Origin of the sequence: Methanoculleus chikugoensis (genome assembly GCF_900095385.1) — an archaeon.
GTDB lineage: Archaea > Halobacteriota > Methanomicrobia > Methanomicrobiales > Methanoculleaceae > Methanoculleus > Methanoculleus chikugoensis_A.
The window spans coordinates 12,509-38,246 of sequence record NZ_FMID01000030.1 but is presented as its reverse complement, the minus strand read 5'-3'; the positions used below and the strand labels follow the sequence as shown (position 1 = coordinate 38,246).

At 62.0% G+C, this 25,738-nt stretch carries 29 protein-coding genes; 15 read left to right on the top strand and 14 right to left on the bottom strand.

What is annotated here, in order from left to right:
- The 3 genes from L21_RS06555 to L21_RS06545 form a co-directional block, all read right to left on the bottom strand.
- Positions 1-206, bottom strand: a 206-nt coding sequence (locus L21_RS06555) for a cation-transporting P-type ATPase (RefSeq protein ID WP_256712566.1), incomplete at its 3' end; no start/stop codon positions are given.
- Between the two features lie 81 nt (positions 207-287).
- A complete protein-coding gene (locus tag L21_RS06550) occupies positions 288-2,204 on the bottom strand; it encodes a glycoside hydrolase family 15 protein (RefSeq protein ID WP_074369689.1) in 1,917 nt (638 codons plus the stop codon).
- Between the two features lie 59 nt (positions 2,205-2,263).
- A complete protein-coding gene (locus L21_RS06545; RefSeq protein WP_074369688.1) occupies positions 2,264-2,599 on the bottom strand; it encodes a cupin domain-containing protein in 336 nt (111 codons plus the stop codon).
- A gap of 101 nt (positions 2,600-2,700) precedes the next feature.
- On the opposite strand from L21_RS06545, the gene L21_RS06540 reads away from it, so the two are divergent.
- On the top strand, positions 2,701-3,819 hold the full coding sequence (locus L21_RS06540; protein WP_074369687.1) for a TIGR04084 family radical SAM/SPASM domain-containing protein: 1,119 nt from the start codon (positions 2,701-2,703) through the stop codon (positions 3,817-3,819).
- A gap of 214 nt (positions 3,820-4,033) precedes the next feature.
- Here L21_RS06540 and L21_RS06535 read toward each other — a convergent pair whose 3' ends face one another.
- The gene (locus L21_RS06535; RefSeq protein WP_074369686.1) at positions 4,034-4,831 is read right to left on the bottom strand and encodes a hypothetical protein; all 798 of its coding nucleotides are present in this window, start codon (positions 4,829-4,831) and stop codon (positions 4,034-4,036) included.
- A gap of 157 nt (positions 4,832-4,988) precedes the next feature.
- Between L21_RS06535 and L21_RS14085 the strand changes: the two genes are divergently transcribed.
- Complete coding sequence (locus tag L21_RS14085) at positions 4,989-5,153, top strand: hypothetical protein (RefSeq protein WP_178377692.1); 165 nt, start codon at positions 4,989-4,991, stop codon at positions 5,151-5,153.
- Between the two features lie 23 nt (positions 5,154-5,176).
- Here L21_RS14085 and L21_RS06530 read toward each other — a convergent pair whose 3' ends face one another.
- Entirely contained in the window at positions 5,177-5,752 is a 576-nt protein-coding gene (locus tag L21_RS06530; RefSeq protein ID WP_074369685.1) for a flavin reductase family protein, read from the bottom strand.
- Between the two features lie 89 nt (positions 5,753-5,841).
- The gene (locus L21_RS06525) at positions 5,842-6,771 is read right to left on the bottom strand and encodes a DUF475 domain-containing protein (RefSeq protein WP_074369684.1); all 930 of its coding nucleotides are present in this window, start codon (positions 6,769-6,771) and stop codon (positions 5,842-5,844) included.
- 121 nt (positions 6,772-6,892) lie between these two features.
- Between L21_RS06525 and L21_RS06520 the strand changes: the two genes are divergently transcribed.
- Entirely contained in the window at positions 6,893-7,345 is a 453-nt protein-coding gene (locus L21_RS06520) for a CBS domain-containing protein (protein ID WP_074369683.1), read from the top strand.
- Between the two features lie 46 nt (positions 7,346-7,391).
- Here L21_RS06520 and L21_RS06515 read toward each other — a convergent pair whose 3' ends face one another.
- The 5 genes from L21_RS06515 to L21_RS06495 all read right to left on the bottom strand — a co-directional run bounded on the left by L21_RS06515 (position 7,392) and on the right by L21_RS06495 (position 10,191).
- On the bottom strand, positions 7,392-7,850 hold the full coding sequence (locus L21_RS06515; RefSeq protein ID WP_074369682.1) for a YbhB/YbcL family Raf kinase inhibitor-like protein: 459 nt from the start codon (positions 7,848-7,850) through the stop codon (positions 7,392-7,394).
- A gap of 56 nt (positions 7,851-7,906) precedes the next feature.
- Entirely contained in the window at positions 7,907-8,374 is a 468-nt protein-coding gene (locus L21_RS06510) for a YbhB/YbcL family Raf kinase inhibitor-like protein (RefSeq protein ID WP_074369681.1), read from the bottom strand.
- 52 nt (positions 8,375-8,426) lie between these two features.
- The gene (locus L21_RS06505) at positions 8,427-8,915 is read right to left on the bottom strand and encodes a YbhB/YbcL family Raf kinase inhibitor-like protein (RefSeq protein ID WP_074369680.1); all 489 of its coding nucleotides are present in this window, start codon (positions 8,913-8,915) and stop codon (positions 8,427-8,429) included.
- Positions 8,916-8,990: 75 nt separating this feature from the next.
- Positions 8,991-9,467 (bottom strand): YbhB/YbcL family Raf kinase inhibitor-like protein, encoded by a 477-nt coding sequence (locus L21_RS06500; protein WP_074369679.1) that lies wholly within the window; start codon positions 9,465-9,467, stop codon positions 8,991-8,993.
- Between the two features lie 19 nt (positions 9,468-9,486).
- Positions 9,487-10,191, bottom strand: a complete 705-nt coding sequence (locus L21_RS06495) for a phosphoribosyltransferase (RefSeq protein WP_074369678.1) — start codon at positions 10,189-10,191, stop codon at positions 9,487-9,489.
- A 159-nt stretch (positions 10,192-10,350) separates the two neighbouring features.
- Between L21_RS06495 and L21_RS06490 the strand changes: the two genes are divergently transcribed.
- Both L21_RS06490 and tsaA read left to right on the top strand, forming a co-directional pair.
- Positions 10,351-10,761: a ribonuclease HI family protein gene (locus L21_RS06490; RefSeq protein ID WP_256712556.1), complete on the top strand. Its 411-nt coding sequence runs from the start codon at positions 10,351-10,353 to the stop codon at positions 10,759-10,761.
- A gap of 4 nt (positions 10,762-10,765) precedes the next feature.
- Positions 10,766-11,203 (top strand): tRNA (N6-threonylcarbamoyladenosine(37)-N6)-methyltransferase TrmO, encoded by a 438-nt coding sequence (gene tsaA / locus L21_RS06485; protein ID WP_074369693.1) that lies wholly within the window; start codon positions 10,766-10,768, stop codon positions 11,201-11,203.
- 6 nt (positions 11,204-11,209) lie between these two features.
- On the opposite strand, the gene L21_RS06480 is transcribed toward tsaA, so the two are convergent.
- Complete coding sequence (locus L21_RS06480; RefSeq protein ID WP_074369676.1) at positions 11,210-13,009, bottom strand: aldehyde ferredoxin oxidoreductase family protein; 1,800 nt, start codon at positions 13,007-13,009, stop codon at positions 11,210-11,212.
- Between the two features lie 164 nt (positions 13,010-13,173).
- Between L21_RS06480 and L21_RS06475 the strand changes: the two genes are divergently transcribed.
- The 3 genes from L21_RS06475 (at position 13,174) to L21_RS06465 (ending at position 14,850) form a co-directional block, all read left to right on the top strand.
- The gene (locus L21_RS06475) at positions 13,174-13,488 is read left to right on the top strand and encodes a ubiquitin-like small modifier protein 1 (RefSeq protein WP_256712553.1); all 315 of its coding nucleotides are present in this window, start codon (positions 13,174-13,176) and stop codon (positions 13,486-13,488) included.
- Positions 13,489-13,626: 138 nt separating this feature from the next.
- Complete coding sequence (locus tag L21_RS06470) at positions 13,627-14,529, top strand: Mrp/NBP35 family ATP-binding protein (RefSeq protein WP_074369675.1); 903 nt, start codon at positions 13,627-13,629, stop codon at positions 14,527-14,529.
- Positions 14,530-14,532: 3 nt separating this feature from the next.
- The gene (locus tag L21_RS06465; RefSeq protein ID WP_074369674.1) at positions 14,533-14,850 is read left to right on the top strand and encodes a hypothetical protein; all 318 of its coding nucleotides are present in this window, start codon (positions 14,533-14,535) and stop codon (positions 14,848-14,850) included.
- Positions 14,851-15,149: 299 nt separating this feature from the next.
- Here L21_RS06465 and glnA read toward each other — a convergent pair whose 3' ends face one another.
- A complete protein-coding gene (gene glnA, locus L21_RS06460; protein WP_074369673.1) occupies positions 15,150-16,478 on the bottom strand; it encodes a type I glutamate--ammonia ligase in 1,329 nt (442 codons plus the stop codon).
- A 101-nt stretch (positions 16,479-16,579) separates the two neighbouring features.
- On the opposite strand from glnA, the gene L21_RS06455 reads away from it, so the two are divergent.
- The 7 genes from L21_RS06455 (at position 16,580) to L21_RS06425 (ending at position 24,203) form a co-directional block, all read left to right on the top strand.
- Positions 16,580-17,641 carry a class II glutamine amidotransferase domain-containing protein gene (locus L21_RS06455; RefSeq protein ID WP_074369672.1) on the top strand — a complete coding sequence of 354 codons (1,062 nt, stop codon included), beginning with the start codon at positions 16,580-16,582 and terminating at the stop codon, positions 17,639-17,641.
- The gene (locus tag L21_RS06450) at positions 17,638-19,155 is read left to right on the top strand and encodes a glutamate synthase-related protein (protein ID WP_074369671.1); all 1,518 of its coding nucleotides are present in this window, start codon (positions 17,638-17,640) and stop codon (positions 19,153-19,155) included. Before L21_RS06455 ends, L21_RS06450 begins: the two co-directional genes overlap by 4 nt.
- Positions 19,156-19,160: 5 nt before the next feature.
- Positions 19,161-19,898, top strand: coding sequence for a GltB/FmdC/FwdC-like GXGXG domain-containing protein (locus L21_RS06445; RefSeq protein ID WP_074369670.1), 738 nt, complete (start codon positions 19,161-19,163; stop codon positions 19,896-19,898).
- Between the two features lie 5 nt (positions 19,899-19,903).
- A complete protein-coding gene (locus tag L21_RS06440) occupies positions 19,904-20,923 on the top strand; it encodes a Coenzyme F420 hydrogenase/dehydrogenase, beta subunit C-terminal domain (RefSeq protein WP_074369691.1) in 1,020 nt (339 codons plus the stop codon).
- A gap of 458 nt (positions 20,924-21,381) precedes the next feature.
- The gene (locus L21_RS14590) at positions 21,382-21,708 is read left to right on the top strand and encodes a hypothetical protein (RefSeq protein ID WP_143727227.1); all 327 of its coding nucleotides are present in this window, start codon (positions 21,382-21,384) and stop codon (positions 21,706-21,708) included.
- A 69-nt stretch (positions 21,709-21,777) separates the two neighbouring features.
- Positions 21,778-22,179 carry a hypothetical protein gene (locus L21_RS13785; RefSeq protein WP_143727226.1) on the top strand — a complete coding sequence of 134 codons (402 nt, stop codon included), beginning with the start codon at positions 21,778-21,780 and terminating at the stop codon, positions 22,177-22,179.
- A 113-nt stretch (positions 22,180-22,292) separates the two neighbouring features.
- Entirely contained in the window at positions 22,293-24,203 is a 1,911-nt protein-coding gene (locus L21_RS06425) for an ATP-binding protein (RefSeq protein WP_074369690.1), read from the top strand.
- A gap of 793 nt (positions 24,204-24,996) precedes the next feature.
- On the opposite strand, the gene L21_RS06415 is transcribed toward L21_RS06425, so the two are convergent.
- Positions 24,997-25,473, bottom strand: coding sequence for a hypothetical protein (locus L21_RS06415; protein ID WP_074369668.1), 477 nt, complete (start codon positions 25,471-25,473; stop codon positions 24,997-24,999).
- Positions 25,474-25,738 lie beyond the last annotated feature (265 nt).

The following is a 25,738-nucleotide window of genomic DNA, read 5'->3' as shown; positions in this document are numbered from 1 at the left end:
GGAGGCCGCTTCTGTGGAAGGACGTTCTCCCCGAAGACCTCCCGTCGCCGGGCGACCTCGGCGTCGGTGAGGCCCTCGTCCGGCGAGGCGAGCGTCTCGGCTGCGTCGTCCGCCGGCAGGGCGTGCCATGCCGTCGTCCGGGATGCTTCAGGTGAGAGGGAAGAGCCTGTCATCGCCGCGCTGTCATACAGGGTTATTTCGTCCACGTCGTTACGGCGTACATCCCCGTAGGGGCCGATCGGGGCGCGTCAAGGCACCTCCCATCGTCCGGCCCGACAGTATCGCTGCTACCGCACTCCCTTCCCGGGGATGCCCGCCGGCGCATGTTCCGGAACCCACCGCCCTTCGGCGTGCGCGAGATACAGGGCGCTGTTGACGAGGCCGATGTGGGTGTAGGCCTGGGGGAAGTTCCCGAGGTACTCGCCAGTCCCGGGATCGAACTCTTCCGGCAGAAGACCCACGCTGTTCATCCGGGCGACAATCTCGGTAAAGATCTCCCTCGCCTCCTCCACCCTCCCCGAGAGGGCCAGCACGTCCACCAGCCAGAAGGTGCAGAGGCCGAAGGCTCCCTCCCCGCCGGGGAGGCCGTCGTCGGTGAGGTAACGATAGACGAGCCCGTTCTTCGTCAGGTGCTCGATCGTCGCATCGATCGTCCCCTGCACCCGCTCGTCGTCGAACGGGAGGAACTCCACGAGCGGGATGCGGAGGTTTGCCGCATCCAGGGCCTTCGACCCGAACGCCTGGACGAACGCGCCCACCTCGGGGTCGTACCCCTCGGCGAGCACCCGGTTCCGGATGGTCTCCCGGGTCCGGCGCCACCGGTCGACGTCGCCCACGAGGCCATGGTGCTCCGCGAGGTAGATCGCCCGGTCGAGAGCGACCCAGACCATCACCTTCGAGTAGACGAAGTGCTGCGGCTCACCGCGGATCTCCCAGATCCCCTGGTCGGGCTCCGTCCACCTCCTACAGGCGTAATCGGCGACGGCGGCGAGGAACCGGAGGGGCTCGGGTCCCAGGTTCACGCCCCGGCGGGCGAGCTCGTAGCCGGTCGAGACAAGTTCCCCGAAGATCTCAAGCTGTAACTGGCGGGCGGCGGCGTTTCCTATCCTGACCGGGCGTGAGCCCCGGTAGCCCTCCAGGTGTTCGAGTTCAATCTCTTCAGGTTCGGCGGTTGGATCGTGCAGCCCGAAGAGCACCTGCGGCTGACGTGCTCCGGAGTGCGCCTCGGCCGTCCGCTCCATCCACTGGAGGAACTCGATCGCTTCCCTGGGGTGGCCGAGGGAGACCAGGGCCTGCGCCGTCATCGAAGCGTCACGGACCCATGCATAGCGGTAATCCCAGTTCCGGACCCCGCCGATCTCTTCGGGGAGAGACGTTGTAGGAGCGGCGGCGATCGCCCCCGAGTCGGCCATGGTCAGGAGTTTCAGGGTCAGCTCGGCCCGGGTGACGTAAGGGAGCCATTCGCCGGCCCACCGTGGTGTCTGCGCCAGGTCCTCGTAGTGCGCCCAGGTCCGCCAGACCCGGATCGTCTCGTCGAACGCCGCCTCGGCGCGGGCGGGGTTGCAGGTCATGTCCTCGATACCCCAGCGGGTCTGAAGAACTCTCCGCTCGCCTTCCCGCATCGTAAACCGGGCGCGAAGGACGGCATCCCGTCCGGCTTCGTCGATCGCGGCGCTCTCAGGACCGCAGAGAAAGAGAGCCTCACCGCCGCCGGTGGCAAGCCACCCGCCCGGAACCTCTTCTATCTGCGTTCGGGTCCGGGCGTAGTCGAACCGCGGCGACCACTCGACCGCCACCTCTACGGCACCCTCCTCGCAGTCGAGCATACGGATGATCACCGGCGGCGCATGCGACCCCCCGCGGCCGGCGATCTCCCCGGAGAGGGGCATCAGGTCGGTCACCGCAAGCCTTCCGGCGTCTGTTGCGAACCGGGTGACGAGGAGATTGGTATCCTCGATGTAGTTCTGGTCGCCGGATCCGCCACCCGCGACCGAGACCGAGAAGCGCCCGCCGCGCCCGGCGTCGAGGATGGCGGCAAAGACGCTTGGGCTGTCAAGGTACGGGAAGCAGCACCAGTCGATCGAGCCGTTCCGACCGACAAGCGCCGCCGTCCGGAGGTTGCCGATGATCCCGTAGTCCGAGATGGGCAGGTAGCCGGCAGGGGCCGGATCTCCCGGCGGGCGAGGGTTTTCTGGAGTGCGCATGGGGGGAGACCGGACACCAATCTATAAAAATCTGCAGGTGGCGGCCTGCGGCGGTCCGGTCAGGCGTGGATCATCGTCAGCATCATCTTGAACCGCGTGACGGCGTGAACCGCGTGGGGGATCTTCGCCGGCATGATGATCAGGTCGCCCGCCTTCATCGGATACTCCTTGTCCGCGATGGTGATGAGAGCCTCTCCGTCGAGAACCTGGAGGACGGCGTCGTAGGGCGCGGTGTGCTCCGAGAGGCCTTCCTCCGCGTCGAATGCGAAGACCGTGATGGTCCCGGCCTTCGTGTAGACGAGCATCCGGCTGACGATCGAGCCCTGCTGGTAGGCGACGAGATCGCGGGGGTCGATGACCTGTTCGGCAAGGTTCTCTTTCTTTGCTTCAGGCATAGAGGTCTGTTCTCCCTGGAAGGTATTCTGTTTTGCGCCCGGGGAAGCCCCACATCCTCACCTTTTTTTCACCCGACCCACAAAATAGTAAGTGACCTTCCGTGTACTACCATCTCATCCTGACCGACAACTGCAACCTCTGCTGCACCTACTGCCGGGGGAAGGCGTTCACCGTCGAACCGCTGGAACAGCCCGATATCGTCATTGACGAAGACCTTCCGGTGGACCTCGATATCGATCCGGCCGACCTCTACCAGTTCCTCGCAAAGGATCCCGACGCCGTGCTGACCTTCTACGGCGGCGAACCCCTGCTCGCTGTCGACCGCATCCGCGAGATCGCCCGCGACGCCCCGGTATCGGCGCTGATCCTCCACACGAACGGCACCCTCCTCGACCGTCTCGAACCGGCGACCGCAAACCGGTTCGACACGATCCTGGTCTCGATCGACGGCCCGGAGGAACTCACCGACGCTCACCGCGGGGAGGGGACGTTTCGCCGGATCACGAGGAACCTCAACGGCCTCGTGGCGGGCGGGTTTACGGGCGAACTGATCGCCCGGATGACCGTGACCGAAGACACCGACATCGTGGAGGCCGTCCGCTACCTCACGACAAACGACGAGTTCTCCTTCCCGGCCGTCCACTGGCAGATGGACGCGAACTTCTGGAACGACTACTCCTTGCGCGACTACGCCGCGTGGGTGAAGGAGCGTTACAACCCCGGCATCCGGTCGCTCGTCGCGTTCTGGGTCGAGACGATGCGCGACGAGGGACGGGTGCTCCGGTGGTACCCCTTCATCGACCCGGTGGAGGATATGCTGTTATCGCGGCCGAGCATGCTCCGGTGCGGGTGCGGCCACGCGAATTACAGCATCATGACCGACGGGCACATCGCTCCCTGCCCGATCATGGTCGGGATGAAGGATTACTACGCCGGGCATATCGCCACCGCCGATCCCCGCCGCCTCCCGGTGACGGCCGTGGGGAGCCCCTGCACGGAATGCAGCCTTCTCGACTTCTGCGGCGGCCGGTGCCTCTACTCGAATATCACCCGCCCCTGGCCTGAGGAAGGGCGTCGGATCGTCTGCGGGACGGTGGAGAACCTTCATTCGGCGCTCTCCGCGGCGCTCCCGAAGATCCGGGCCCTCATCCGCGACGGGAGCGTCCGGATGGAGGATTTCGCTCACCGGAAGTACAACAGCTGCGAGATCATACCCTGAAAAACCCTATCTTTCCCGGATTGGCTCACGCGAAGTCGCGAAGATTCCCTGTTTCTGACCTGCACTTCGCGCTCTTCGCGGCTTCGCGTGAGGTAACGCACAGAGACACCTGAGTATTCCACGCGAAGCCCTATTGATGGATGGAGGTCTATCCACTTCGCGCCAAACCCTCAAAAAAAAGGATACTGTGGCAGGTGCCGGTCTCCTCCGGCCCCTACTCGTTCCCGGCGTTCGCGAGGAGATCCTGCGCGCCATCCACCATCGCCCGGGCGGCCTTCACCTTCGCCTTCACGACGGCGTGGTTGCCCTCTTCGAGTGCCGCTTCCGCCTCCCCGTAGAGGACCTCGGCCCGGTCGGTCCGCGCCCGGGGTTTTTTGACGTCCTGCCCTTCGACGGCCGCGAGCTCGACCTCTTCCTGGACGGCGAGGAGATCGCCGTAGAGTTCCTCCAGGAGTTCGCGCAGCTCCTCCGTCCGGGCGAGATCCTCCTCCCGCTTCTGCCGGCCGCGCTCGCGGAGAGCCTCGCGTGCCTCCTCCTGCCCCTCGATGATCGACTGAAGTTCGTCCTCGACGTCCCTGACCGCCTGCGCGAGCACCTCGGCGAACGCCGTCCTCTCCTCGCGGGAGGACTCGTAGCCGTCATAGGCGCCGTATGCCCCGCCGGCCGCCGCGCCCCCGATGGCTCCGCCGACGACGTCGCCGACATCCCGGTCGCCCCGGAGTATGCCGCCGAGGAGACCACCGATGCCTGCCCCGGTGATGGCTCCCGCTATCCCCTTCCGGACCTCTTTTCGCTCCCGTTTGACGGTGTAACTCACCCGGACGTTCTCGCGGTCGACCGTGATCTCCATGCTCCCCTCTTCGCCGGTATGCCGAACATCCATCCTTGAAGATGCATCCCCGATCTCCTGGTGCGTGATCTCCGTGCCCCTGAGCGCGAGCTGCGACATCAGCCGTTCCACAAAGTCGCGGTAAAGAGACGAAACTCCCTGTCCGTAGTAAATAAACGCCATAAGATCATCCGTTATGGTTCTCGATGACAGAAGATACACCTGTATCCGATAAAAAGCCTTTCCCGGGCGCCCTCGGAGGAAACAGGGCGTTGGAGCGATTCCTCGCAGGGAGAAGCCAACATTCATCCGTCCGGAGGAAGATTATTTGCAGGGACCCATGACGGCCATCGGACAGATCCTCTGCAGAATAGGGCTCCACAGATGGGGCAGGAAGCGGGGATACGACCAGTACTCCTCAAACGTCATCGAGTGGGAGCAGCGGTGCGAACGGTGCGGTAAGAGAAAGCGGTGGGTCGAAGCGAAGCGGGACCGGCGGCGGTGACGGGGCAGCCGTTCCGGAAAAAATTATTTTTTGAACTCTTTGCCTGCAGAGAAGGCCTTCGCGAGCACCTTCCCGAACCCGTAGTACTCCTGCCGCATCGAGTCGTAGGCGAACGGCCGGATCTTCTCGATATCGGGCCTGCCGTCCTCACCGAGGACGCTCTCTTCCACCTTCACGTCCAGGATCTCCCCGATGAACTGGGTGTGCACGCCGATCTCGACCGTCTGGAGAAGGCGGCACTCAAGGACGACCGGGAACTCCCCGACGTACGGAGCGTTCACGAGATCGCTCTTCACCGGCGTGAGCCCCGTCGCGGCGAACTTCTCCTCGTCCCGGCCGGAGACGATGCCGAAGTAGTCGGCCTCCCTGACGTAGTCCGTCGAGGGGATGCTGATCGTGAACTCGCGCTGCTCGACCAGGTTCGCGTAGGTCTGCCGGGTCTTCTGTACCGAGACCGCCACCGACGGGGGACGGGACGAGCAGATGCCGCCCCACGCCGCTGCCATGGCATCCGGACGGCCGGAAGCATCGTAGGTTCCGATGATCAGGTCGGGATGGGGATAGAGAAGGGTTCGCGGACCGATGGAACGTTTTGTCATGGCCCAATGGTTCGTCTCCATACCCGGATAATCTTTTCGAACCCGACGCCCGGCACGAAGGGAGGACGGCGGGAGCCTGCAGGCCCCGGTCACGCGGCGCCGGCGGCACCCTTCTTCTGCTCATGCACCGAGCGGTAGAGGAAGTAGCCGACGATGGCGAACGTCGCCACCGGCGAGAGCCAGGCCGGGATAGGGAGCCCGAAACTGTCCGCGAGCATGATCGTTCCGAGCACCAGGATGGAGTACATCGCCCCGTTCTTGAGGTAGCAGTAACTCCGGATCCGGTCGACGCCGCGGACGGTCAGTTCCCTGACCACGACCGCTCCGATGCCGTTCCCGATCAGGATGAGCGGGACGGAGAGAGTGAAGGCGAACGCCCCGATGACGCCGTCGATCGAGAAGGTCGCATCGAGGACTTCGAGGTAGGCGACCTTCGAGATATCCGACATCCCGGGCTTTCGGAGCCGTGCTTCCTGCACCTCGGCGTTCTGCCTGAACCCGTGGACGATGAAGAATGCGGTCGAGCCGAGCACGGCCGCGAACCCCATCATGACGTTGACCTGCAGGGCGAACCAGACGAGGATCGCAAGCAGGACCGAGACGACCGCGTAGAACCAGACGCTCTGCCGGGAGAAGAACCGCTCGCTCCGGAGCCCGCAGGTCTTCTCCTCCACGAAGAGCCAGTGGAAGAAGAGGAAGACGAGGAACGTCCCTCCGAAGATCAGGAGGATCGGGGCCGAACCCTCGATCGCCTCGGTGACCGCCGGATCGCTTGAGAACGTCGCGAGGAGCGCCTCTACGGGCCCGAGCGACGGGGTCGTCGCCCATACGATCAGCCACGGCAGGAGCCCGCGGACGACGAAGACTGCAACAATCAGGCCCCAGAGGAGGAACCACCTGCGGGCTTTCTCCCCCATCGTCGCGAGAACATCGGCATTGATGATGGCGTTGTCGATGCTTGAGACGATCTCGAAGACCGAGAGACCCGCCACGGTGAGAACGATCAATAACCAGTCCATTTGTGTGCGATACGATCTGTCCTCGATTGTATATAAGGGAAGAAGACCCCGCCGGCGGATACGGGTTACGTTCATATACCATACCGGCATGAGTCAGTCGTCGTCAACGGAGGAAACGTGTATGGGAATTGTGAAGTGCTGCCGTGAGCAGGTCGTCGCCGTCTCGCCGGACACGCCGGCGGTGGAGGTGGCGAGGATCATGGGGGAGAAGAACGTCGGAAGCGTCGTCGTCGTAACCGGCGACAACCGGCCTGCCGGCATAGTTACCGACCGCGATCTCGCGATCAGGGTCACGGCGCAGGAGAGGAATCCGGGCGAGGTCCGGGTGAGCGATATCCTGACCCGGGACGTGATCACCTTCCAGGACAGCATGGGGATCTACGAGGCCATCCAGAAGATGACCGCCGAGGGCATCAGGCGGATGCCGGTCGTCGACGACGGCGGAAGACTGATCGGGATCGTCACGATGGACGATATCGTCCGGATGCTCGGGGAGGAGATGGCCGCTATTGCAAAGAACATCGAGAAACAAAGCCCCCCCATGCCGGAAGCAGCCGCCCCCATACCCATGTAGGGGGTCGGCCCCCTCTTTTTTTTGGCGCGGGGCGCCGGTTCGGCCCCTACCCCATGGCGAAGACTACAGCCTCCCCGGACTGGTTTATCGATCCATTTATCGCCCGGACCATCTCCTCCCAGGTCGCCCCGGGCGCGAGTGCAAGATCGATATCGAGCGCGTAGACACGGAAGAGGTAAGCTTCGGCCGCTCCGCCCTCCGGGCAGGGTCCCCGGTAACCGAGGGTATCGAAATCGTTTGTGCCCTGTACGGCGTGAAGCGGCGACTCCACCGCCCCCCCTTCCGGGAACCCTTCGGGGATCAGTGGAACGGCGGGGAGGTTCCAGAGAACCCATGCCACCTTTGACGGCCCTTCCTCGGGGCTCGTCGTCGCAAGGATCGCGAGCGACTTGATGTTCGGGAGGATTCCTTCGATCCGGATAGAGGGCGAGCGGTTCGCTCCCCGGCAGGTGTACTCCGGTGGGAACTCTTCAAAGTCCAGGCTTACTACCAGTTTTTGCGCCATATCAGACTCCTTCGATACTCACTTTCCAGAACATGGTATAAAAATGGTGCGTGGGGTCACCGGGAGTACATGGCGGCGGTCTCGCCGAACCCGAGGACGTGGCCCCGCATCGCGTCGATGAGGTCGTGCTTGCCTGCGCCGGGCGCGAGATCGAGCATGGCATCGAGCCCGTAGACCTTGAAGAGACAACGGTGCGTCTCGCCCCGGGGAGGACAGGGGCCCCGCCACCCGATGCTCCCGTAGTCGTTCGTCCCCTGGACGGCATTCACCGGGGCCGTGACGACGCCCTGCGGCGGGATGCCCTCCGGGATCAGGGGCGACGGCGAGAGGTTCCAGGCGATCCAGGTCGTGAAGGAGCAGCCGGGTTCGAAGGGGTTCAGCGCAAAGACCGCCATCGATCGCATCTCATCCGATAGCCCGCGGATTCTCAGTTCCGGAGAGAGATCGGGGCCGTCACAGGTGTTCCAGACGGGAAGTTCCGCCGAACGGAGGGAGACAGACAGGCTGATGACGTTTGAGCCCATGCAGGGGCTTTTCACGAGGAACGGCAAAAAGGTTGCGGGGCCGGAGACTCCTTCAGGTCCGGGTGCCGGCTCCGGGTAGGGATGCGGGAACCCTCCTGCGCTCGTAGGTCGCCATCGTCTCCCCGCAGCCGGCGGCAACTGAGGCGAGCGCGTTCTCAAGTGCGGCACGGCCCGAGCCGGGGGGAATGTCGAGTTCCCGCTCCACGCTCCAGACCCGTATGAAGAAGCGGTGCGATGCCCCTTTCGGGGGGCAGGGGCCGGCGTAGCCGATTCTTCGAAAGTCGTTCGTCCCCTGGACGGCCGCAACAGGGCGGGAGACCCGGGGCTCCGGCGGGATGCCTTCGGGGATCTCGGTCGACGGGATGTTCCAGGCGAGCCAGTGAGTGAACGTGCCCCGCGGCGCATCCGGGTCGTCCATGATGACCGCAAGGTAGGGTGCGTCCGACCCGCGAACCCGTATCGCCGGGGAGATGTTCTCCCCGTCACAGGTATGCTCCGGGGGAAACCGGTCGAAATCGACCTCGATGGCCAGGTTCCGCATATGTGCTCCTCCTCCGGCACCCTCATGGGGGCTGCCGTATATACCCGTTGCGACCGGATGAGGGGCAGGCCGGGCCTAGCACCGGGACGGCGCCACTTCGGCCGCTCTTCCGTATGCCGCCACCGCCTCGCCGTACTCCCGGATGGCGTCCCCCATGGCACGCCCGAGATCGACCCGGTCGGCTCCCGGCGGGAGGTCGAGCGGCCGGCTAAGCCCGCAGACCCGGAAGAGGAAACGGTGGGACCCACCCCGGAACAGACAGGGGCCCCGGTAGCCTACTGTGCCGAAGTCATTCGTCCCCTGCACCGCCCCGGCCGGTTCCGAAAGCGTTCCCTCGGCCGGCAGGCCTCCGGGGATCCTCTCCGCGGCGGGAACGTTCCAGAGGATCCAGTGGGTGAAGATGCCCCCCGGGGCATCGAGGTCCTCCATGATGAACGCGAGGCACGGCGCCCTCGCCCCGAAGACGGTGATTGACGGCGATCGATCGGCGCCGTCACAGGTGTACTCCTGCGGGAAGACGCCGAAGCCCGGTATCACGGTTAACGGCTCCATCGTCACGCTCCTATGAGGGTCAGAAGAGCCCCATGTCCCGGGCCTGGATCAGCAGTTCCTGCACCTCCAGGTCGGTGAGGTCATGCCAGTGCTCGTACGCCTGCGCCACCGCGAAGGTGGGGCTGGTCCGGACGTTCAGGCAGACGACGAGATCCGCCTTCCGGGCTATGAAGTTGACGGCATGGAGCGAGCCGGTGGGAACCGCCGCGATGATCTCGCGGGGAGACCCCGCCCGGGCGGCCTCGATTGCGGCGAGCATCGTGTACCCGGTTGCGAGACCGTCGTCGATCAGGATCGCCGTCCGGTTCTCGATCTCCGGCTCTTCCCGGCCGCCGGCAAACTTCGCTATCCGTTCTTCCACGTTCTTTTTAGCCTTCGCGACGGCGGCGTTCACTTCGGCATCCGAAAGCGCGAGAGCATTCACGAGCGGGTGATTCAGGAAGACCTGCCCGTTCCAGGTCACGGCGCCGAACCCGGCCTCCGGGTTCCAGGGGACCTGCACCTTCCGCACCACCGCCATCCGAAGCGGGGCCTTCAAGGCCCGCGCCACCTCAAGCCCCGGAGGAATTCCCCCGGCGGGGATTGCGCAGATAACCGGTTCGGCGGCCATCGGGAGCGACGAGAGGGTCGCCGCGAGTCGTCTCCCGCCGTCGGTCCGGTTCTCAAAAACGCTCAGTCCATCGCGCATCGATCTCTCCTCAATGACCCGGCCCGCATCCAGCATGCGCCCGCCCTTACCGCGCCGGGATATTAACATGTTGCGGTGGGCGGACCGCCCGCTCCGGGGAACGATACCAATAACTCCCAAAAGATCGATGATCAACCCAGAGATGATCAGGAGAGAGACTGACCGGAGGGGGCACCGCTGACAGAGACCGATGCGGTGACGCTGTATACCGACGGCGCTTCACGGGGCAATCCCGGAGACGCCGCCTGGGCATACGTGATCGTGCGTGACGGATCCGTCGTGGCCGGCCGTTCCGGCTACATCGGAACCGCGACCAACAACGTGGCCGAGTATCATGCCGTCATCAACGGTCTTGAAGCCGCACGGGAGTTCACGAGCGGCAGGCTCGATGTCAGGTCGGACTCGGAACTGGTCGTGCGCCAGCTCACCGGCCGGTATCGCATCACGAAAGAACACCTTGCAGACCTCGCGGGCGAGGTGCGGGGGCGGATGCGCCATTTCAGTGAGGTCAGGTTCGAGAGCGTCCCGCGGGAGCACCCCTGCATCCAGGTCGCGGACCGCCTCTGCAATGAGACGCTCGATGCAGAGCGACGGGGGAGGCGATAGCGGCATGGCTGCGATCGAGTGCACTCCCATCGGCGTCGTCCGGTCACCCTACCGGGAGCGCGGCGACGCCCCCCGGCAGGGCCGCCTTGCGGATACCGTCGCGGAGATCCACGTCCTCGATGCCTACGTCCCGGGGCTCGAAGGCGTGGAGCGGAGCAGCCACCTCATCGTCCTCTACTGGCTCGACCGGGCGGAGCGCGGGCTGCTCTTCGCGAAACCGCCGGGCGAGACCCGGGAGAGGGGCGTCTTTTCCACCCGTTCGCCCGCCCGCCCAAACCCGATCGGCTTCGGGATCGTCGACCTCGTCCGCCGGGAGGGAAACGTTCTGGTGGTCAGGGGGCTCGACGCCCTGGACGGGACGCCGGTGCTGGACATCAAACCGTATTCCCCCGAGATCGACTCCATCCCCGAAGCGACGGGTGGGTGGCACATCAAAAAGTAGGCGGGTTCAGGGGAGGGGGACCGCCTCCTGCCCGATGCCGAGGTCGCGGAGTTTCTCCGGCGTGGGACGGCCTTCCCGGTCCCATCCCCGGGCCTGGTAGTATTCGTCGAGAAGAGGCTCCCGCTCCCAGACCCGGCCTTTCGGGGCGCCTTCGGTGAGCGGCTCCCAAAGAAGGCGCGGCGGCAGGGTGTCGTCCTCCCGGGTGCATCCGGCTTTCAGGTTGAAGATTTTCTGCATGTTCCAGATCCGCTCGCCGATCCGGAGTACTTCGCCGGCATCGATATCGTAGCCGGTGACCGCCGAGACCATCGCCCCGTAGTCCGCCGCCCCGAGGGGGAACGAGGTGAAGAGACAGCTTCCCGACGAGTCGATGAAGGCGGTGAGGTCCTGGAACGTCTTCGTCCAGACAGCTTTCCCCTCGCTCGAGTAGGGGTCGAGTTTCTCCGGCGATCCGAGCACTTCCGGGGCGATCAGGTAGGCGTAGACGTGGTCTCCGCCCCGGACCGAGGTGGCGTAGGCAAGACCGTGCCCCTGCAGCCCCCGGGGATCGTAGGCGGGGAGTTCCTGCCGCTTGACGCTCATAGAGAGTTCGGGATGCCCGTGCCTTCTCGCGAAGCGGAAGGAGCCTTCGGCGAGTTCGTCCCCGATGCCGTCGCGGTAGCCGATCCGGCGGACGAGGTCGACCATCCGTTCTGCATCGCCGAACCGGATCTCCTCGTCGATGTAGCCCTTTTCCGAGAGTTCCATGGCGCAGGCGATCGTCGACCCGGTGGAGATGGTGTCGAGGCCGAGGTCGTTGCAGAGATTGTTCGCCTCCACGACGGCCGCAAGGTCGTCGATCCCGCAATCGGGACCGAACGCCCAGATCGTCTCGTACTCGGGGCCCGCCGTCCGCTTTCCTTCGACCTCGACGTCGCGGCCGCACTGGATGACGCAGGCCTGACATCCCATCTTCCCGGTGAGGATGGTATCGGCCATCCGTTCGCCCGAGACGTTCTCCGCGGCAGGGAAGTGTGCGGTCTGGAAGTTCCGGGTCGGGAGGATGTAGTTCTCGTTGACGATGTTGACGAGGACCGCCGTCCCGAACCGGGGCAGCCCGCCGCCCGAGATGGCGTTCGCCCGGATCTTCTCTGTGATATCTTTTTTCAGGGCGAGAAACCGGTCGCGATCGGCGACGGTGCATCGGCCGCTCCCCCGGGCGACGAGGGCTTTAAGGTTCTTCGACCCCATCACGGCGCCGACACCCCCGCGCCCGGCGGCCCGCGAGGTCTCGTTGACGATGCCGGCGATCCGGACGAGGCGCTCGCCGGAGGGGCCGATGCAGGCCACGCTCGCGCCGGGATCGCTGAGATCGTTCTGGATGACCGCGGTCGTCTCGCTCGTCGTCAGTCCCCACAACTCCGAGGCGTCCCGGATCTCCGCACGCCCGTCATCGAGAAGGAGGTAGACGGGCCTCTGTGCCCGTCCCCGAATCACCACCGCATCGTAGCCCGCGCGTTTCATGCTGGTGCCGAACTTCCCGCCGGAGTTGGCGCTGGTCAACGTCCCGGTCAGCGGAGACTTCGTGACGACGTCGTACCGGGATCCCAGGGGAAGACCGCTCCCCGCAACCGGCCCGGTGGCGAAGACCAGCACGTTATCCGGGCCGAGAGGATCGCTGCCCGGGCTCATCAGGTCATCGAGGATGCGGACCCCGAGACCTCGCCCTCCGATGTATGCCCGTCTCCACTCTTCGGGAAACGGCTCCTCCATCGTCTGCTCTCTCGTGAGATCGGCGTAGAGGATCTTCTCTGCGTAGCCGTTCATGGGTATCACCGTGCCCACAGGGCCCGGCCAGGGCAATAAGGCTGCCGGACGTCGATATCGACCCATTAACTTTCACGTTGAGGAAACCAGATACGATCCGGGCACGCGCCCGGGAGCGATACCAATAAGGCTGGAGACCCCTATCACCCGGGGTGGAGGAAGAGGTGGCGGCGGTTCTTGGCGCGAACGGAGGGGGTGCCATAACAGTGAAGGTCAGGGCATTTGCCATGCTCCGCGACATCATCCCGGCCGAGCGCAATGCGGCGATCCCCCGGGGATCGACCATCGGCGACCTGCTCGCGCACCTCTCCGCCCGGTGCCCCGGGCTCGGCGACGCCCTCTTCACCCCCACCGGGGAGATCCGGGCTTACGTCAACATCTTGAAGAACGGCAGGAATATCCACTTCAGCGGAGGTCTCGAAACGCCCCTCGAAGACGGCGATATCGTCGCCTTTTTCCCTCCCGCAGGTGGAGGGTAACCCGCGCACGAAACAGCACCCCGGCGGCTGATCGGGACAATTTGCCATCAACTATACCTTTTTGTGTCGTTTACCGTTAATATATAGTAACTCTAGATCCTTCTCTAGAAGGATACTATACCGCAGAGGATACTTCTCATGACTCAGACAAACGAATCCAATACGGAATCCTGCACCGGGAACTGCTCGAGCTGCCCGTCTGCAACCAAGTGCGACGACCCGAGAAACGCCGACGCCCCGAAGGGCCTCCCACCGAAGGCCGATGTCAGCGTCAAGCACGTCGTCCTCGTCCTATCCGGGAAGGGCGGCGTCGGGAAGAGCACGGTCTCAACAAACCTCGCCTACGCCCTCGCCAACCGCGGGTACAACACAGGGCTCATCGACCTCGATATCCACGGCCCGGACATCCCGAAGATGCTCGGGATCGAGGACGCCCGTCTCCAGTCCTACGACGGGAAGATCATCGAACCGGTCCGGGTCACCGGCAACCTCGCGGTCATCTCGATGGCGTTCCTCCTCCCGGAGCGCAACACCCCCGTGATCTGGCGCGGCCCGATGAAGATGACGGTCATCCGGCAGTTCCTCGAGGACGTCAACTGGGGCGATCTCGACTACCTGATCGTCGACCTCCCGCCCGGCACCGGCGACGAGGCGCTCACCGTCGCCCAACTCGCTCCGAACATCGCCGGCGCGGTCATCGTCACCACCCCACAGGACGTCGCGGTTCTCGACTCGAGCAAGGCGGCCGAGTTCATCAAGAAACTCGAACTCCGGGTACTCGGGATCGTCGAGAACATGAGCGGGTTCGTCTGCCCCCACTGCAAGGAGGAGATCGATATCTTCGGCAAGGGCGGCGGCGAGAAAGAGGCGAAAGCCCTCGGGGTGCCTTTCCTCGGCTCCATCCCGCTCGACCCGGAGATGCGCGAGGCGGCGGACGAAGGAAGGCCGTTCATCATCCGCCGTGCCGGGGCCGAGGAGAGCCCGACCTGGAAGAGTTTCGACGCCATCATGCAGGCCCTGGTGGATCAGATCGAGGAGTAAAGAATGGATTACTCGAAGATTCTTGCAGGCCGGGAGGGGCACCTCCCGATCTTTGCGCGGGTCGTCGAGGCACTCGAAGAGTTCGAGGAGTTCCCTTTCCTGCTCGAGCCCATCTACCGCGAGGCCTCGGAACTCGGGGACGACGAACTCGACCGCGTCCGGTTCGGTCTCGTCCGCCTGCAGGTCTACGCCGACATCCACCGCTACGAGGATATGGAGGCGGCCCAGCGGATGAAGTACGTGGCCGCGACGATCGAGCGGGTGCTCTTCGGCAGGCTTCTCCTCGAGGGAGAAGAGGGCGGCAAACAGCAGTGTTGCTGAGGCCGGACGGTTCGGCCTTTCAACGTCGCCTCCCCCTTTTTTCACGACAGCCTCATGAGCCGGTCGGCAAGAGGGGGTTACGCCGCTTAACGACGCGGATGCCCGGAACGATACAGGTGTCCGGCCTCTGGCACACGAAGCCCTTTTTGAAACATATGTCGATTCTGAAAAACTCGCACAACCTGTGCGAGAAATTGGCCGGGGTCCGAGTTTCGGCCTCATCCGGGGTTTGTGCAACGCACCATTGCACAGTTTTCGTGGCGCGGTAATATTGGCCTGCTCGATCCAAAAAAAAGAGTTCAATATGTCGCCAGGTACCGCTCAAGTTCCCAGGGGTGGACCGTCGTCCGGTACGCCTCCCACTCGGCCTCGGCAACGCTCGTGAGCGCCTCGACGACATGGGGACCGAGCGCTCTGCAGACGAGATCGTCGGCGAGCAGCGCCCGGTTCGCCTCGTACAGGTCGCCGGGCAGCGTCTCGATCCCGGCGCACTCCCGCTCGGCGGGCGTCATATGGTAGATATTCTTATCGACGCCTGCCGGCGGCTCGATCTTCTCCCGGATACCCTCCATCCCGGCGGCGAGCATCGCCGTGAAGGCGAGGTAGGGGTTGCAGGTGGGATCAGGGCTGCGGAACTCAACCCGGGTGCTGTTGCCGCGGGGCGACGGAACCCGCACCAGGGCCGAACGGTTCCCGGCACTCCAGCTGACGTAGCAGGGCGCTTCATAACCCGGGACGAGCCTTTTGTAGGAGTTGATCGTCGGGTTCGCAACCCGGGTGATGGCCTTTGCGTGGCGAAGCAGCCCGCCGATGAAGTGCATGCAGGTCCTGGAGAGTTGCCGCGGGGCGTCCGGATCGTAGAAAGCGTTCTTATCGTTCTTTGCAAGCGAACAGTTGACGTGCATCCCGCTCCCGCAGATGCCGTAGATGGGCTTCGCCATGAAGGATGCGTGCAGGCCGCGCATCAGCGCAATCGTCTTCGCCGCGAACTTGAACGTGATGACGTTGTCGGCCGTGTGGAGCGCGTCGCTGTACTTGAAGTCGATCTCGTGCTGGCTCTCGGCGACCTCGTGATGGGACGCCTCGATCTCGAACCCCATCTCGGTGAGCGCGAGGATGATCTCCCGCCGGACGTCTTCCGCAAGATCGGTCGGCGCGAGGTCGAAGTAACCGCCGACGTCCTGGAACTGCGTGGTCGGCCGCCCCTCGTGCATCCTGAAGAGGAAGAACTCCAGTTCCGGGCCGGTGTTGAAGACGTAGCCGTCCTTCGCCGCATCCTCCATCGCCCGCCGGAGCACGTAGCGCGGGTCGCCTTCGAACGGCGTGCCGCTGGCCTTGTAGACATCGCATACGAAACGCGCCTCCGCGTACTCCCCCGACCGCCAGGGCAGGAGGCTGTAGGTCGAGAAGTCGGGTTTGAGCACCATATCCGACTCTTCGATCCGGACGAACCCCTGGATCGACGACCCGTCGAACCCGATGCCGCTGGTCAGTGCCTTCTCGGCCTGCTCCACCGGGATCGCGACGTTCTTGGGCATTCCGAGGAGGTCCGTAAATTGAAGGCGGAGGAATCGGACGTTATCCTGTTCGATGTGATCGAGCATCACAGAAGTGGCGTCGCGAGACATGTGGAAGTCAACTTCTATCCGATGAAATAAATACCTATTGACACAAATATTCCCAGGCAGAGTTCCAGAAACGGCAACTGAGCATACTCACCGAGGTTACCATGTGCGGCATTTTTGGTGTAATGGATAAGAGGCGCCAGATGATGGACGGCTCCGGCATCCGGGAAGCCCTTTCCATGATGAACGAGCGCGGCAGCGGCGAGGGGGCGGGGTACGTCGCTTACGGCATCTACCCCGATTACCGGGACTGCTACGCCCTCCACGTCTTCTTCGACAAAGCCTGCGAGAGCAAAGCGGTTATCGACGCAACACTGGAGCAGTGGGGAACGATCGAGCACGACGAGGCGATCCCGACATGCGACCAGCCCGGCCTCCGGGTAAACTGTACCCCCTGGCGTTACTTCTTCAGGCCCGACGCCTCTCTTGCTCCGGGAAGTGCAACGCCCGAGAAGGACGTCGTCACGAATCTTGTGATGCAGATCAACGCGGGCGCGAACGGCGCCGAGGTCGTCTCTTCGGGGAAGAACGTCGGCGTCTTCAAGTCCGGAGGAGCCGGCAGCTGGCCGGAAGCGGTGGCGGATTACTACCGTATCCAGGACTACGAGGGCTACATCTGGCTCGCGCACAACCGTTACGCGACGAACCGCCCTGAGTTGTGGGAACGGCCCGACCCGTTCAACCTGCACGACTGGAGCGTCGTCGAGAACGGAAAGACCACCACCTATGGTGCCAACCGGCGTTACGTCGAGAGTTTCGGCTACAACTGCTCGACCGGCACCGACAGCGAGGTGATCGCCTACCTGATCGATCTGTTGGTGCGCAAGCACGGCCTTGACATCAACCTCGCCATCCGGGCGCTCGCCCCGCCCTACTGGGATGAGATCGACCGGATGCCCGAAGCCGAGCAGAACCTGAACCGGGCGCTCCGGTTCGCCTACGGCTCCGCAACGATGAACGGGCCGTTCACCGTCGTGGCCGCGAACCCCGACATGATGGTCGGGTTCACCGACCGGGGCAAGCTCCGGCCGATGGTCGTCGGCGAGTGCGGCGACCGCCTCTACATCGCTAGCGAAGAGACGGCGATCCGGGCGATGGAGCCCAACGTCGAGTCGATCGCGAGACCGGCTGCAGGCGAGCCGGTGATCGGGAGGGTTGCTCCATGAGCAGCAACCTTGGAAGCATGCCGCTCCGGTACCGGATCAGCATCGACCGGGAGCAGTGCATGGAATGCGGACGCTGTGTCGAGAACTGTCCCTACGGTGTCTTCCGGTGGGACGGCGAGAGGATCCTCATCAACTCCCGGAAGTGCACCGCCTGTCACCGGTGCATCGCCTACTGTCCCCGGGACGCCATCATGCTCCAGGAGCACCCCTGCGACTACCGGAGCCACCCGGTCTGGACCAGGGGAGTCAGGGAATCGATCTACAACCAGGCCCGGACGGGTAAGATCATCCTCGCCGGGATGGGCAGCGTCGCGAACCTCCCGATCATCTTCGACCAACTGATGCTGGACGCCTGCCAGGTCACCACGCCCCCGACCGATCCGCTCCGCGAGCCCGTCGAACTCCGGACATACCTCGGGAAGAAGCCGTCGAAACTCGAGTTCAGGCAGAAACCGAACGGCGACGTCGAACTCTCCACGGAACTCACGCCGAACCTCATGCTCGAGACGCCGATCATGCTCGGGCACATGAGTTACGGTGCAATCAGCCTCAACGCCCACGTGGCGATGGCCCGGGCGGCAAGGGAGACGGGCACCTACATGGGCACCGGCGAGGGCGGACTGCACCCCGGCCTCTACCCCTACCAGGACCGGATGATCGTCCAGGTCGCGTCCGGGCGGTTCGGCGTGAACGTCGACTACCTGGAACGCGGCGCCGCGATCGAACTCAAACTCGGCCAGGGAGCAAAGCCGGGCATCGGCGGGCACCTCACCGGCGAGAAGGTGAGTGCGGACGTCTCCAGGACAAGGATGATCCCGCAGGGGAGCGATGCGATCAGCCCTGCGCCGCACCATGACATCTACGGCATCGAGGATCTTCCCCAGCTCGTCAACTCCGTCAAGGAGGCGACGGAACGGAAGAAACCGGTCTTCGCGAAGATCGCGGCCGTCAACAACAACGCCGAGAACGTGGCGGCCGTCGCCCGTTCCGGGGTGGACGCCATCGCCATCGACGGGTTCCGCGGCGGTACCGGCGCGGCACCGCGGGTCTTCCGCGACCACGTCGGTATCCCGATCGAGGTCGCCATCTCAACCGCCGACCAGGAACTCCGCAACCAGGGCCTCCGGAACGAGGTCTCCCTCATCGCCTGCGGCAGCATCCGGGAGAGCACCGATGTCGTGAAGGCAATCGCCCTCGGCGCCGACGCGGTCTACATCGGCACCGCGGCGCTCGCGGCGATGGGCTGCCGGGTCTGCGGGAACTGTTACCAGGGCCTCTGCTCCTGGGGAATCGCCACCCAGCGCCCGGACCTCGTGGCGCGCCTGGACCCCGACGTGGCATCGAAACAGATCGCGAACCTGATCCACGCCTGGACGCTCGAGATCACCGAACTGATGGGCGCGGCCGGTATCAACAGCATCGAGAGCCTGCGCGGCAACCGCGACCGGCTCCGGGGCTACATGCTTGACGAGGGGCTCCTCGATATCCTCGACGTCAAGTCGGTGGGAGCGTGAGCACAATGGCAAAACAGGTCACGATCGACGCGAAGGGGATGCACTACACCCCCTTAAACCAGCAGATCAGGAAGGCTATCGAGGACGGGATCGACGAGATCGTCGTCGACAACGTCCTCGGGCAGCGGTTCATCGGCAACGGTCTCCGCGGGAACACTATCATCCGGGTCAACGGCGTCGCGGGCGGGGATCTCGCCATGTTCATGAGCGGCCCGACCGTCATCGTCAGCGGCAACGCGGAGCACGCGCCCGGCAACACGATGGACTCCGGGAAGGTGGTGATCCACGGGAGCGCCGGCGACGCGGTGGCGCACAGTATGCGGGGCGGCAAGGTCTTCGTCCGCGGAGATATCGGCTACCGGGGCGGGATCCACATGAAGCAGTACGAGACGCAGCGGCCGATACTGGTCGTCGGCGGGTCGGCACAGACGTTCCTCGGCGAGTACATGGCGGGCGGCCTCCTGCTCGTCCTCGGTCTCGACGGGGTTATGAAAGCTCGGGAGATCGGGAGCGGGATCCACGGCGGCGAGATCGTCATCCGCGGAGACGTGGACGAAGCCTGCCTCGCTGCAGGCGCAAAGAAACTGCCGCTCACCGATGAGGACCGGGCACGGATCGCCCCGGTCATCCGGGAGTTTGCGGCCGATTTCGGGCTCGATCCGGAGCCGCTCGTGAACGCGGACTACACCCGGATCGTCCCTGCGAGCGCACGGCCCTTTGCCGGGAAGTATACGTGGGAGTGATGGGCATGGAGACAAAGACATTCAAAGACCTGAAATCGGAGGTCTGGGATACGGAACTCTGCTCCGGGTGCGGGGCGTGCGTGGCGGTCTGTCCGGCGGATGCCCTCCGGTTCGAGCCGGGGAACACCGATGCGCCGGTGAACATCGGCTACTGCAAGGCCGAGAACGACGGCGTGCCCTGCGGGGCGTGCTACGCGGCCTGCCCGCGGATCGAGATCGCAGGGCAGGGGAAGATGCTCGGGTCCTACCAGGATATCGTTGCGGCCCGGTCGGTCTTCCCGGTTGAGCGTAAGCAGAGCGGCGGTGCGGTGACGGCTATCCTCGTCAACGCCCTCGACGAGGGGCTGATCGATGCGGTCGTCACCGTGACGAGAGACCCCTGGACGATGAAGCCGTCGTCTGCGGTGATCACCTCGTCGGACGCACTCATCAAGCATGCCGGGAGCCGCTACTCTTGGTGGGTGCCGCTCCTTGCGTCCCTCAAGGAAGCCGTGGTCACCCGGAAGTACCGCCGCATCGCCGTCGTGGGCGTGCCCTGCGTGGCGCGGGCGACCCAGGCGATCCGGGCGAGCGACCATGAACTCCTCCGGCCCTACGCGAAGGCGATCCGGCTCGTGATCGGCCTCTTCTGCACGGAGACCTTCGACTACGCGAAACTGGTCGAGGGGAAACTGCAGTCGGAGAAGAAGATCGAGCCCTGGGAGATCCACCGCCTGGACATCAAGGGCAAACTGGACGTCTACCTGCAGGACGAGCGGCAGATCTCCATCCCGCTCGCCGAACTGGAGGAGTCCGTCCGCCCCGGGTGCCATGTCTGCACCGACTTTACGGCGGTGAACGCGGACGTCTCCGCGGGTGCCGTCGGGTCGCCGGACGGCTACACGACGCTCGTGATCAGGAACGACATCGGGAGAGGGTTCGTCGACCGTGCTGTCTGGCAGGGGAAACTCGCGACCGGCGGCGCCGTCGACCTCTCCCTCATCGAGCGCCTGGCGGCGAAGAAGGCAGAGCGCCGGCAGGAATAAACTCTTTTTACGCCGCTCCGAATCCTGGGCGCTTCGGATCTAGTGCTCGTTTTGTTCCCCATTATTATAGCATGATTCGTATTCTATTCTCCCAAATGCAATCCTCATGAGGAAGAGCAAATACACCGTTACCCTTACCGACGACCGGCGTTCGTTTCTCGAAGGCCTCATCCGCCTCCACGATCCGACATGCCTACTTCCTGCTCCGGGGCGTTGCATCAAGCCCCTGCGTGACAAACACTTTGCGGACGTTGAACACGGAGAGGGGGTGACACCGGACAATATCGGCAACCTCAGGATCGGGTTTTTCGGCCCACCGGAAACTCCGCGATGAATCCCCGACCCCCCGGAAACTTGACGGCGCCGGCGAAGCCCGACTCATCCAGATTACCTGCAGTACGCCGTCGGACGGTCGATCCCGCTGGAAATTGCAGTTACTCGCCGATCGCCTCGTGGAATTGGAGATAGTCGACAGCATCTCGATCAAGACTGCGGAGAGGACGCTAAAAAAAACGCGCTCCAGCCACATACCAAAAAGCAGTGGGTATCCCCCCGGCGAAAACGGGAACTTTGTCGCCGTGATGGAGAATGTGCTGGAGATCTATCAGCGACCGCATGATCCGGTGCGCCCCGTGATCTGCATGGACGAACAGCCGATCCAGTTGCATGCCGAGGTACGGGAACCGATCCCGGCTCAGCCGGGTTATCCCGAGAGACAGGGCTACGAATTCCGAAGGAACGGCGTTGTCGGCGGGTTCATGTTCACCGAACCACTGGGACAGTGACACCGGGTAACCGTCTCAGAAACACGGAAGAAAAGAGATTGGGCTCGCCAGGTACAGCACCTCCTCGAAATGGACTATCCCAATGCAGAGAATGTGATCCTGGTCTGTGATAACCTCAATACCCATATCCCGGGAGCATTCTACAAGATCTCCCCCCCTGAAAAAGCAAGAGACCTGGTGAGTCGGCTGGAAATTCATCACACGCCAATGCCTGAAGAGACGGATCCCGACGATCGAAGCACTCAGGGCAGAAACAGATGCCCGGAACCGGAACCGAAATCAAGCTCGGAAAGGCGTGGATTGCCAGTTTACCACGAGCGATGCAAGGAGGAAACTCAAGTGACTCTATCCGATGATCTTAGAGAATTAGGGGGCAACGAGCACGAAGAGAACCCATTGGGTATAAAAGGTGAAGGTATTCCTGAATTCAGGGTATACTCTAAAATTGTTGAGTCAACTATAACAACATAGTTTTCTCTCAAAAGGCACAACACTTTGAATATCTATGGAAAGGTAATATGGATTCACTGACGTAATGTATGCTAACGAATTCCGATCAGGAATCGAATTTCAGGGAATACAATATGAATATTCGCGAACTATGGGAACAACTTCTGCAAAGAGATGAGCACACCCGGTTAGAGGTAAAACTCGGCAATGAGATTGGAAACTCCGTGATGCAGACGGTTTGCGCCTATGCAAATACGATCGGGCTTGATGGCGGGTATCTCCTCCTTGGCATCAGTGAAGATAAAACCGCCAACCCAAAATATGCCGTCGTGGGTGTTGATGATCCAGATAGGCTTCAGAGTAATCTGGCAACCCAATGTTCGTCTAAGTTTAATGAAATTATCCGCCCAAGAATCCAAAGCGGGGTTTTAGAGGGGAAAACTGTAATTTGTGTATATATACCTGAAGCAGAAGCACGAGTAAAGCCAATATTCGTGAGAAAACAAGGGCTTGACAAGGGAACGTACATTCGGGTTGGCCCAACCGACCAGGTATGTACTCCAGATGATTTAGCCCAGTTATTTCAACTGCGGAATATTCGCCCATATGATGAGACTGTGCTCCCTCAAACATCATTGGCAGACATCAATCCACATGCGTTAAAAGAATATCGAAAATTGCGGGCAAAGAAAGATCCTAATGCATCGGAACTGCATTATAGCGATGAAGAGTTGCTTGATGCCCTTCATTGTACCGAAATGGTGGACGGGATCTCAAGACCAACTATCGCAGGGTTGCTTCTTTTTGGGACAGAAAGTGTACTACGGCGTTATTTTTCGATGATGCGTTTTGATTATGTCCGCGTTAAGGGAAGAGATTGGGGAGGCGAAGTGGATGATACATACTACTCTATTGAATTGAGAGAAGCATTGTTGACCCTTCTTCCAAAAGCAGAAGCCGCAATCATGGATGATATGGAGCGGGAGTTTTCATTCCCAAAAGGCAGCTTAACGCGGGAGGAAAAACCTGTAATTCCATACGATGCAATTCGTGAAGTCCTTGTGAATGCGGTTATGCACCGTGACTATCAGGTATCCGGACCTACTCTGGTGATTCGATTTACTAATAGAATCGAGTTCCATAATCCCGGATATTCATTGAAACCAATAGACTGCATCGGTACACCGGGCTCACAGATTCGGAATCAGACAATTGCAAGTGTTCTACATGAGACTGAGTATGCGGAAAATAAGGGTTCCGGTATCGCAAAAGTCCAGAAAAGGATGCAGGAAGCCCAACTTCCCCCTCCTCACTTTGCGTCATCTAAGGCGGACAACACCTTTATTGCGACGTTATCACTTCACCAGTTGATGGATGAGACAGCACTTGTCTGGTTAAACCAGTTCAACCGATTTGGCCTCTCCGGAGAAGAAGCTCGCATTTTAGTTTTTGCAAGAAATAAAGGGCATGTTTCAAACGCGGAGTGCAGAAAATTAACAGGATATGACACGCCAAAGGCAAGTAATCTTCTCACGAGACTTCGAGGGTTAGGTATTTTAGAACAACATTCGCACGGGTCTGGAACCTACTACACACTGTCCAGAACCTGCCTGGGGAAGGAATCGGAATCGGGCTTAAGTACTCAGATAAAACCACAAGATACCCAGATAGGGACTGAAATTAAGCCTAAATCAGACTTACTTACCCAGTTAAGAGCGCAAGGTACCCAGATAAAATTAGAGAGAGAATATATCCTATCATCACTTCCAGACAATCTGCAATATGAGATTCAAAATCTTGGACAGAGAATCACACCAGAGAAACGGGAGGAGTTGATTGTCAGGGTATGCGAAGTCCATCCATTCACCGCTACGGAGATCAGTATCTTGTTTAGAAAAACACGGACATGGGCCAAAAATTGCTTAAGAGAACTTGTTTCTGCAAAAAAAGTATTTCTGACAGTTCCCGACAAGCCAAATAGTAAAAATCAGGCATATTATGCACCTAAATCCGATGGACAACGGAGTATTTCCGAGTGGGGGTAGCTTTCGTGAAAATCCAAAAATTCTAAAAAGAAAAGAATGTACCGGGCAATCTTCCTCGACCCCTCCAATCCAGGTATGAGATCAAGAAAATCGATCTCCTTCATTGTGCGGCTGATACCAAGGATATCCCGGCGAAGGAAGGGGACCAACAGACTATGATGGTTATAAATCGGTAAAGGGGGATAAGCTGAGTGCTCTGGTCGATCGGAACGGCCTCCCCTTGCCTGCACGGTTGCGCACTCTAAGATCTATGATTCACGGATTTACGAGCCAATCCTCAAAGCATTTGAGATTCCCAAGGTGCAAGTCCGTCCCAGGGTCATCTCCTCAGATGTAGCCTATGATCCACAAAAAAATCAGACAACACAACCGGAAATGAGGGATCAAAAGCAATATCCAGGTCAACCGGAGAACCCTGATACATCTAAATCGAGGACGACCAGTCCGGTTAGATCCGGAGTTCTACAAGAGACAAAATACAGTAGAACGGCTCTTCAGTCGAATTGAAGCATTCAAGAGGATTGTTCCACGATACGAACGATACGAGCACTCATTCCTGGGACTGATTCACCTGGCATGCAGCGTCATGAGCGCGAGAGTATTGGGATGACCTCCATCATGAACTTCGTGATCTTTCCCATCTTCGGCCTTTCCGGGGCGCTCTTCCCCATCAACAGTCTGCCTGCCTGACTCCGGCCGCTGATGCTCGCGGACACCCCGATCCACGGCGTCGAAGGGATTCGCTACGACCTCTTCTGGACCGCCCAGCTTCATCCGCTCGTTTGTTTCGCCGTCATGGTCGACTGCGTCGTGCTCGCGACGATCGCTGGAGTGTACTCTTCCAGAAGATCCGCTCATGAGATACCTGAGGCTGCCCGACACCCCGGACGGCCTGTTCGGCCGCATACCCGATCCCGACCGCGATGATCGGGATGGTGAGGTAGCGTAGCCCGATCTGCGCCACGTAGGTGCCGGCGTCCATCCCCGCGAGGGGGCGGAGGATGACGACGTCGAGCGCCCAGTTGATCAGGAGCCATACGCCGCCGAGCAGGGCGCCTTCCCGGACGAACCGGGCATGCACGCTCCTGAAGGAGACCAGGATGAGGAAGGTCCCGAGCGCGGCGGAGACGACGAGGAGGATCGACTTGATCAGGAAGATGTCGTAGAGCGCAACGCCCTCCGGCGAATAGAAGGGGACTGCGAGGAGGAACGACAGGACCCAGGTGAGGAGACCGAAGCCGAGGAGTTTTGCGCACGTTGTCGCGTTCATGAACAGAAGGGAGCACTACGGCGGGATATACCAATCGCAAGGGCGCCGGGGGCGGTGCAGCGTTGCCGCCCCGGGATCACCACGGCAGGGCGGGGAGGGGTGGCCGTGCCGCCATGACCGTCCTCCGGGAGCAACCGGGCGCTTACCTGCCGGCCCCGGTCATCTTTTCCCTTGAAGACGGTGCACCCCGTCCCGGCACACGCAGTTCCGGTTCTGCAGTCCCTTAAACAAGTATTATTGCTATAATACAAAATAAAATGATCAA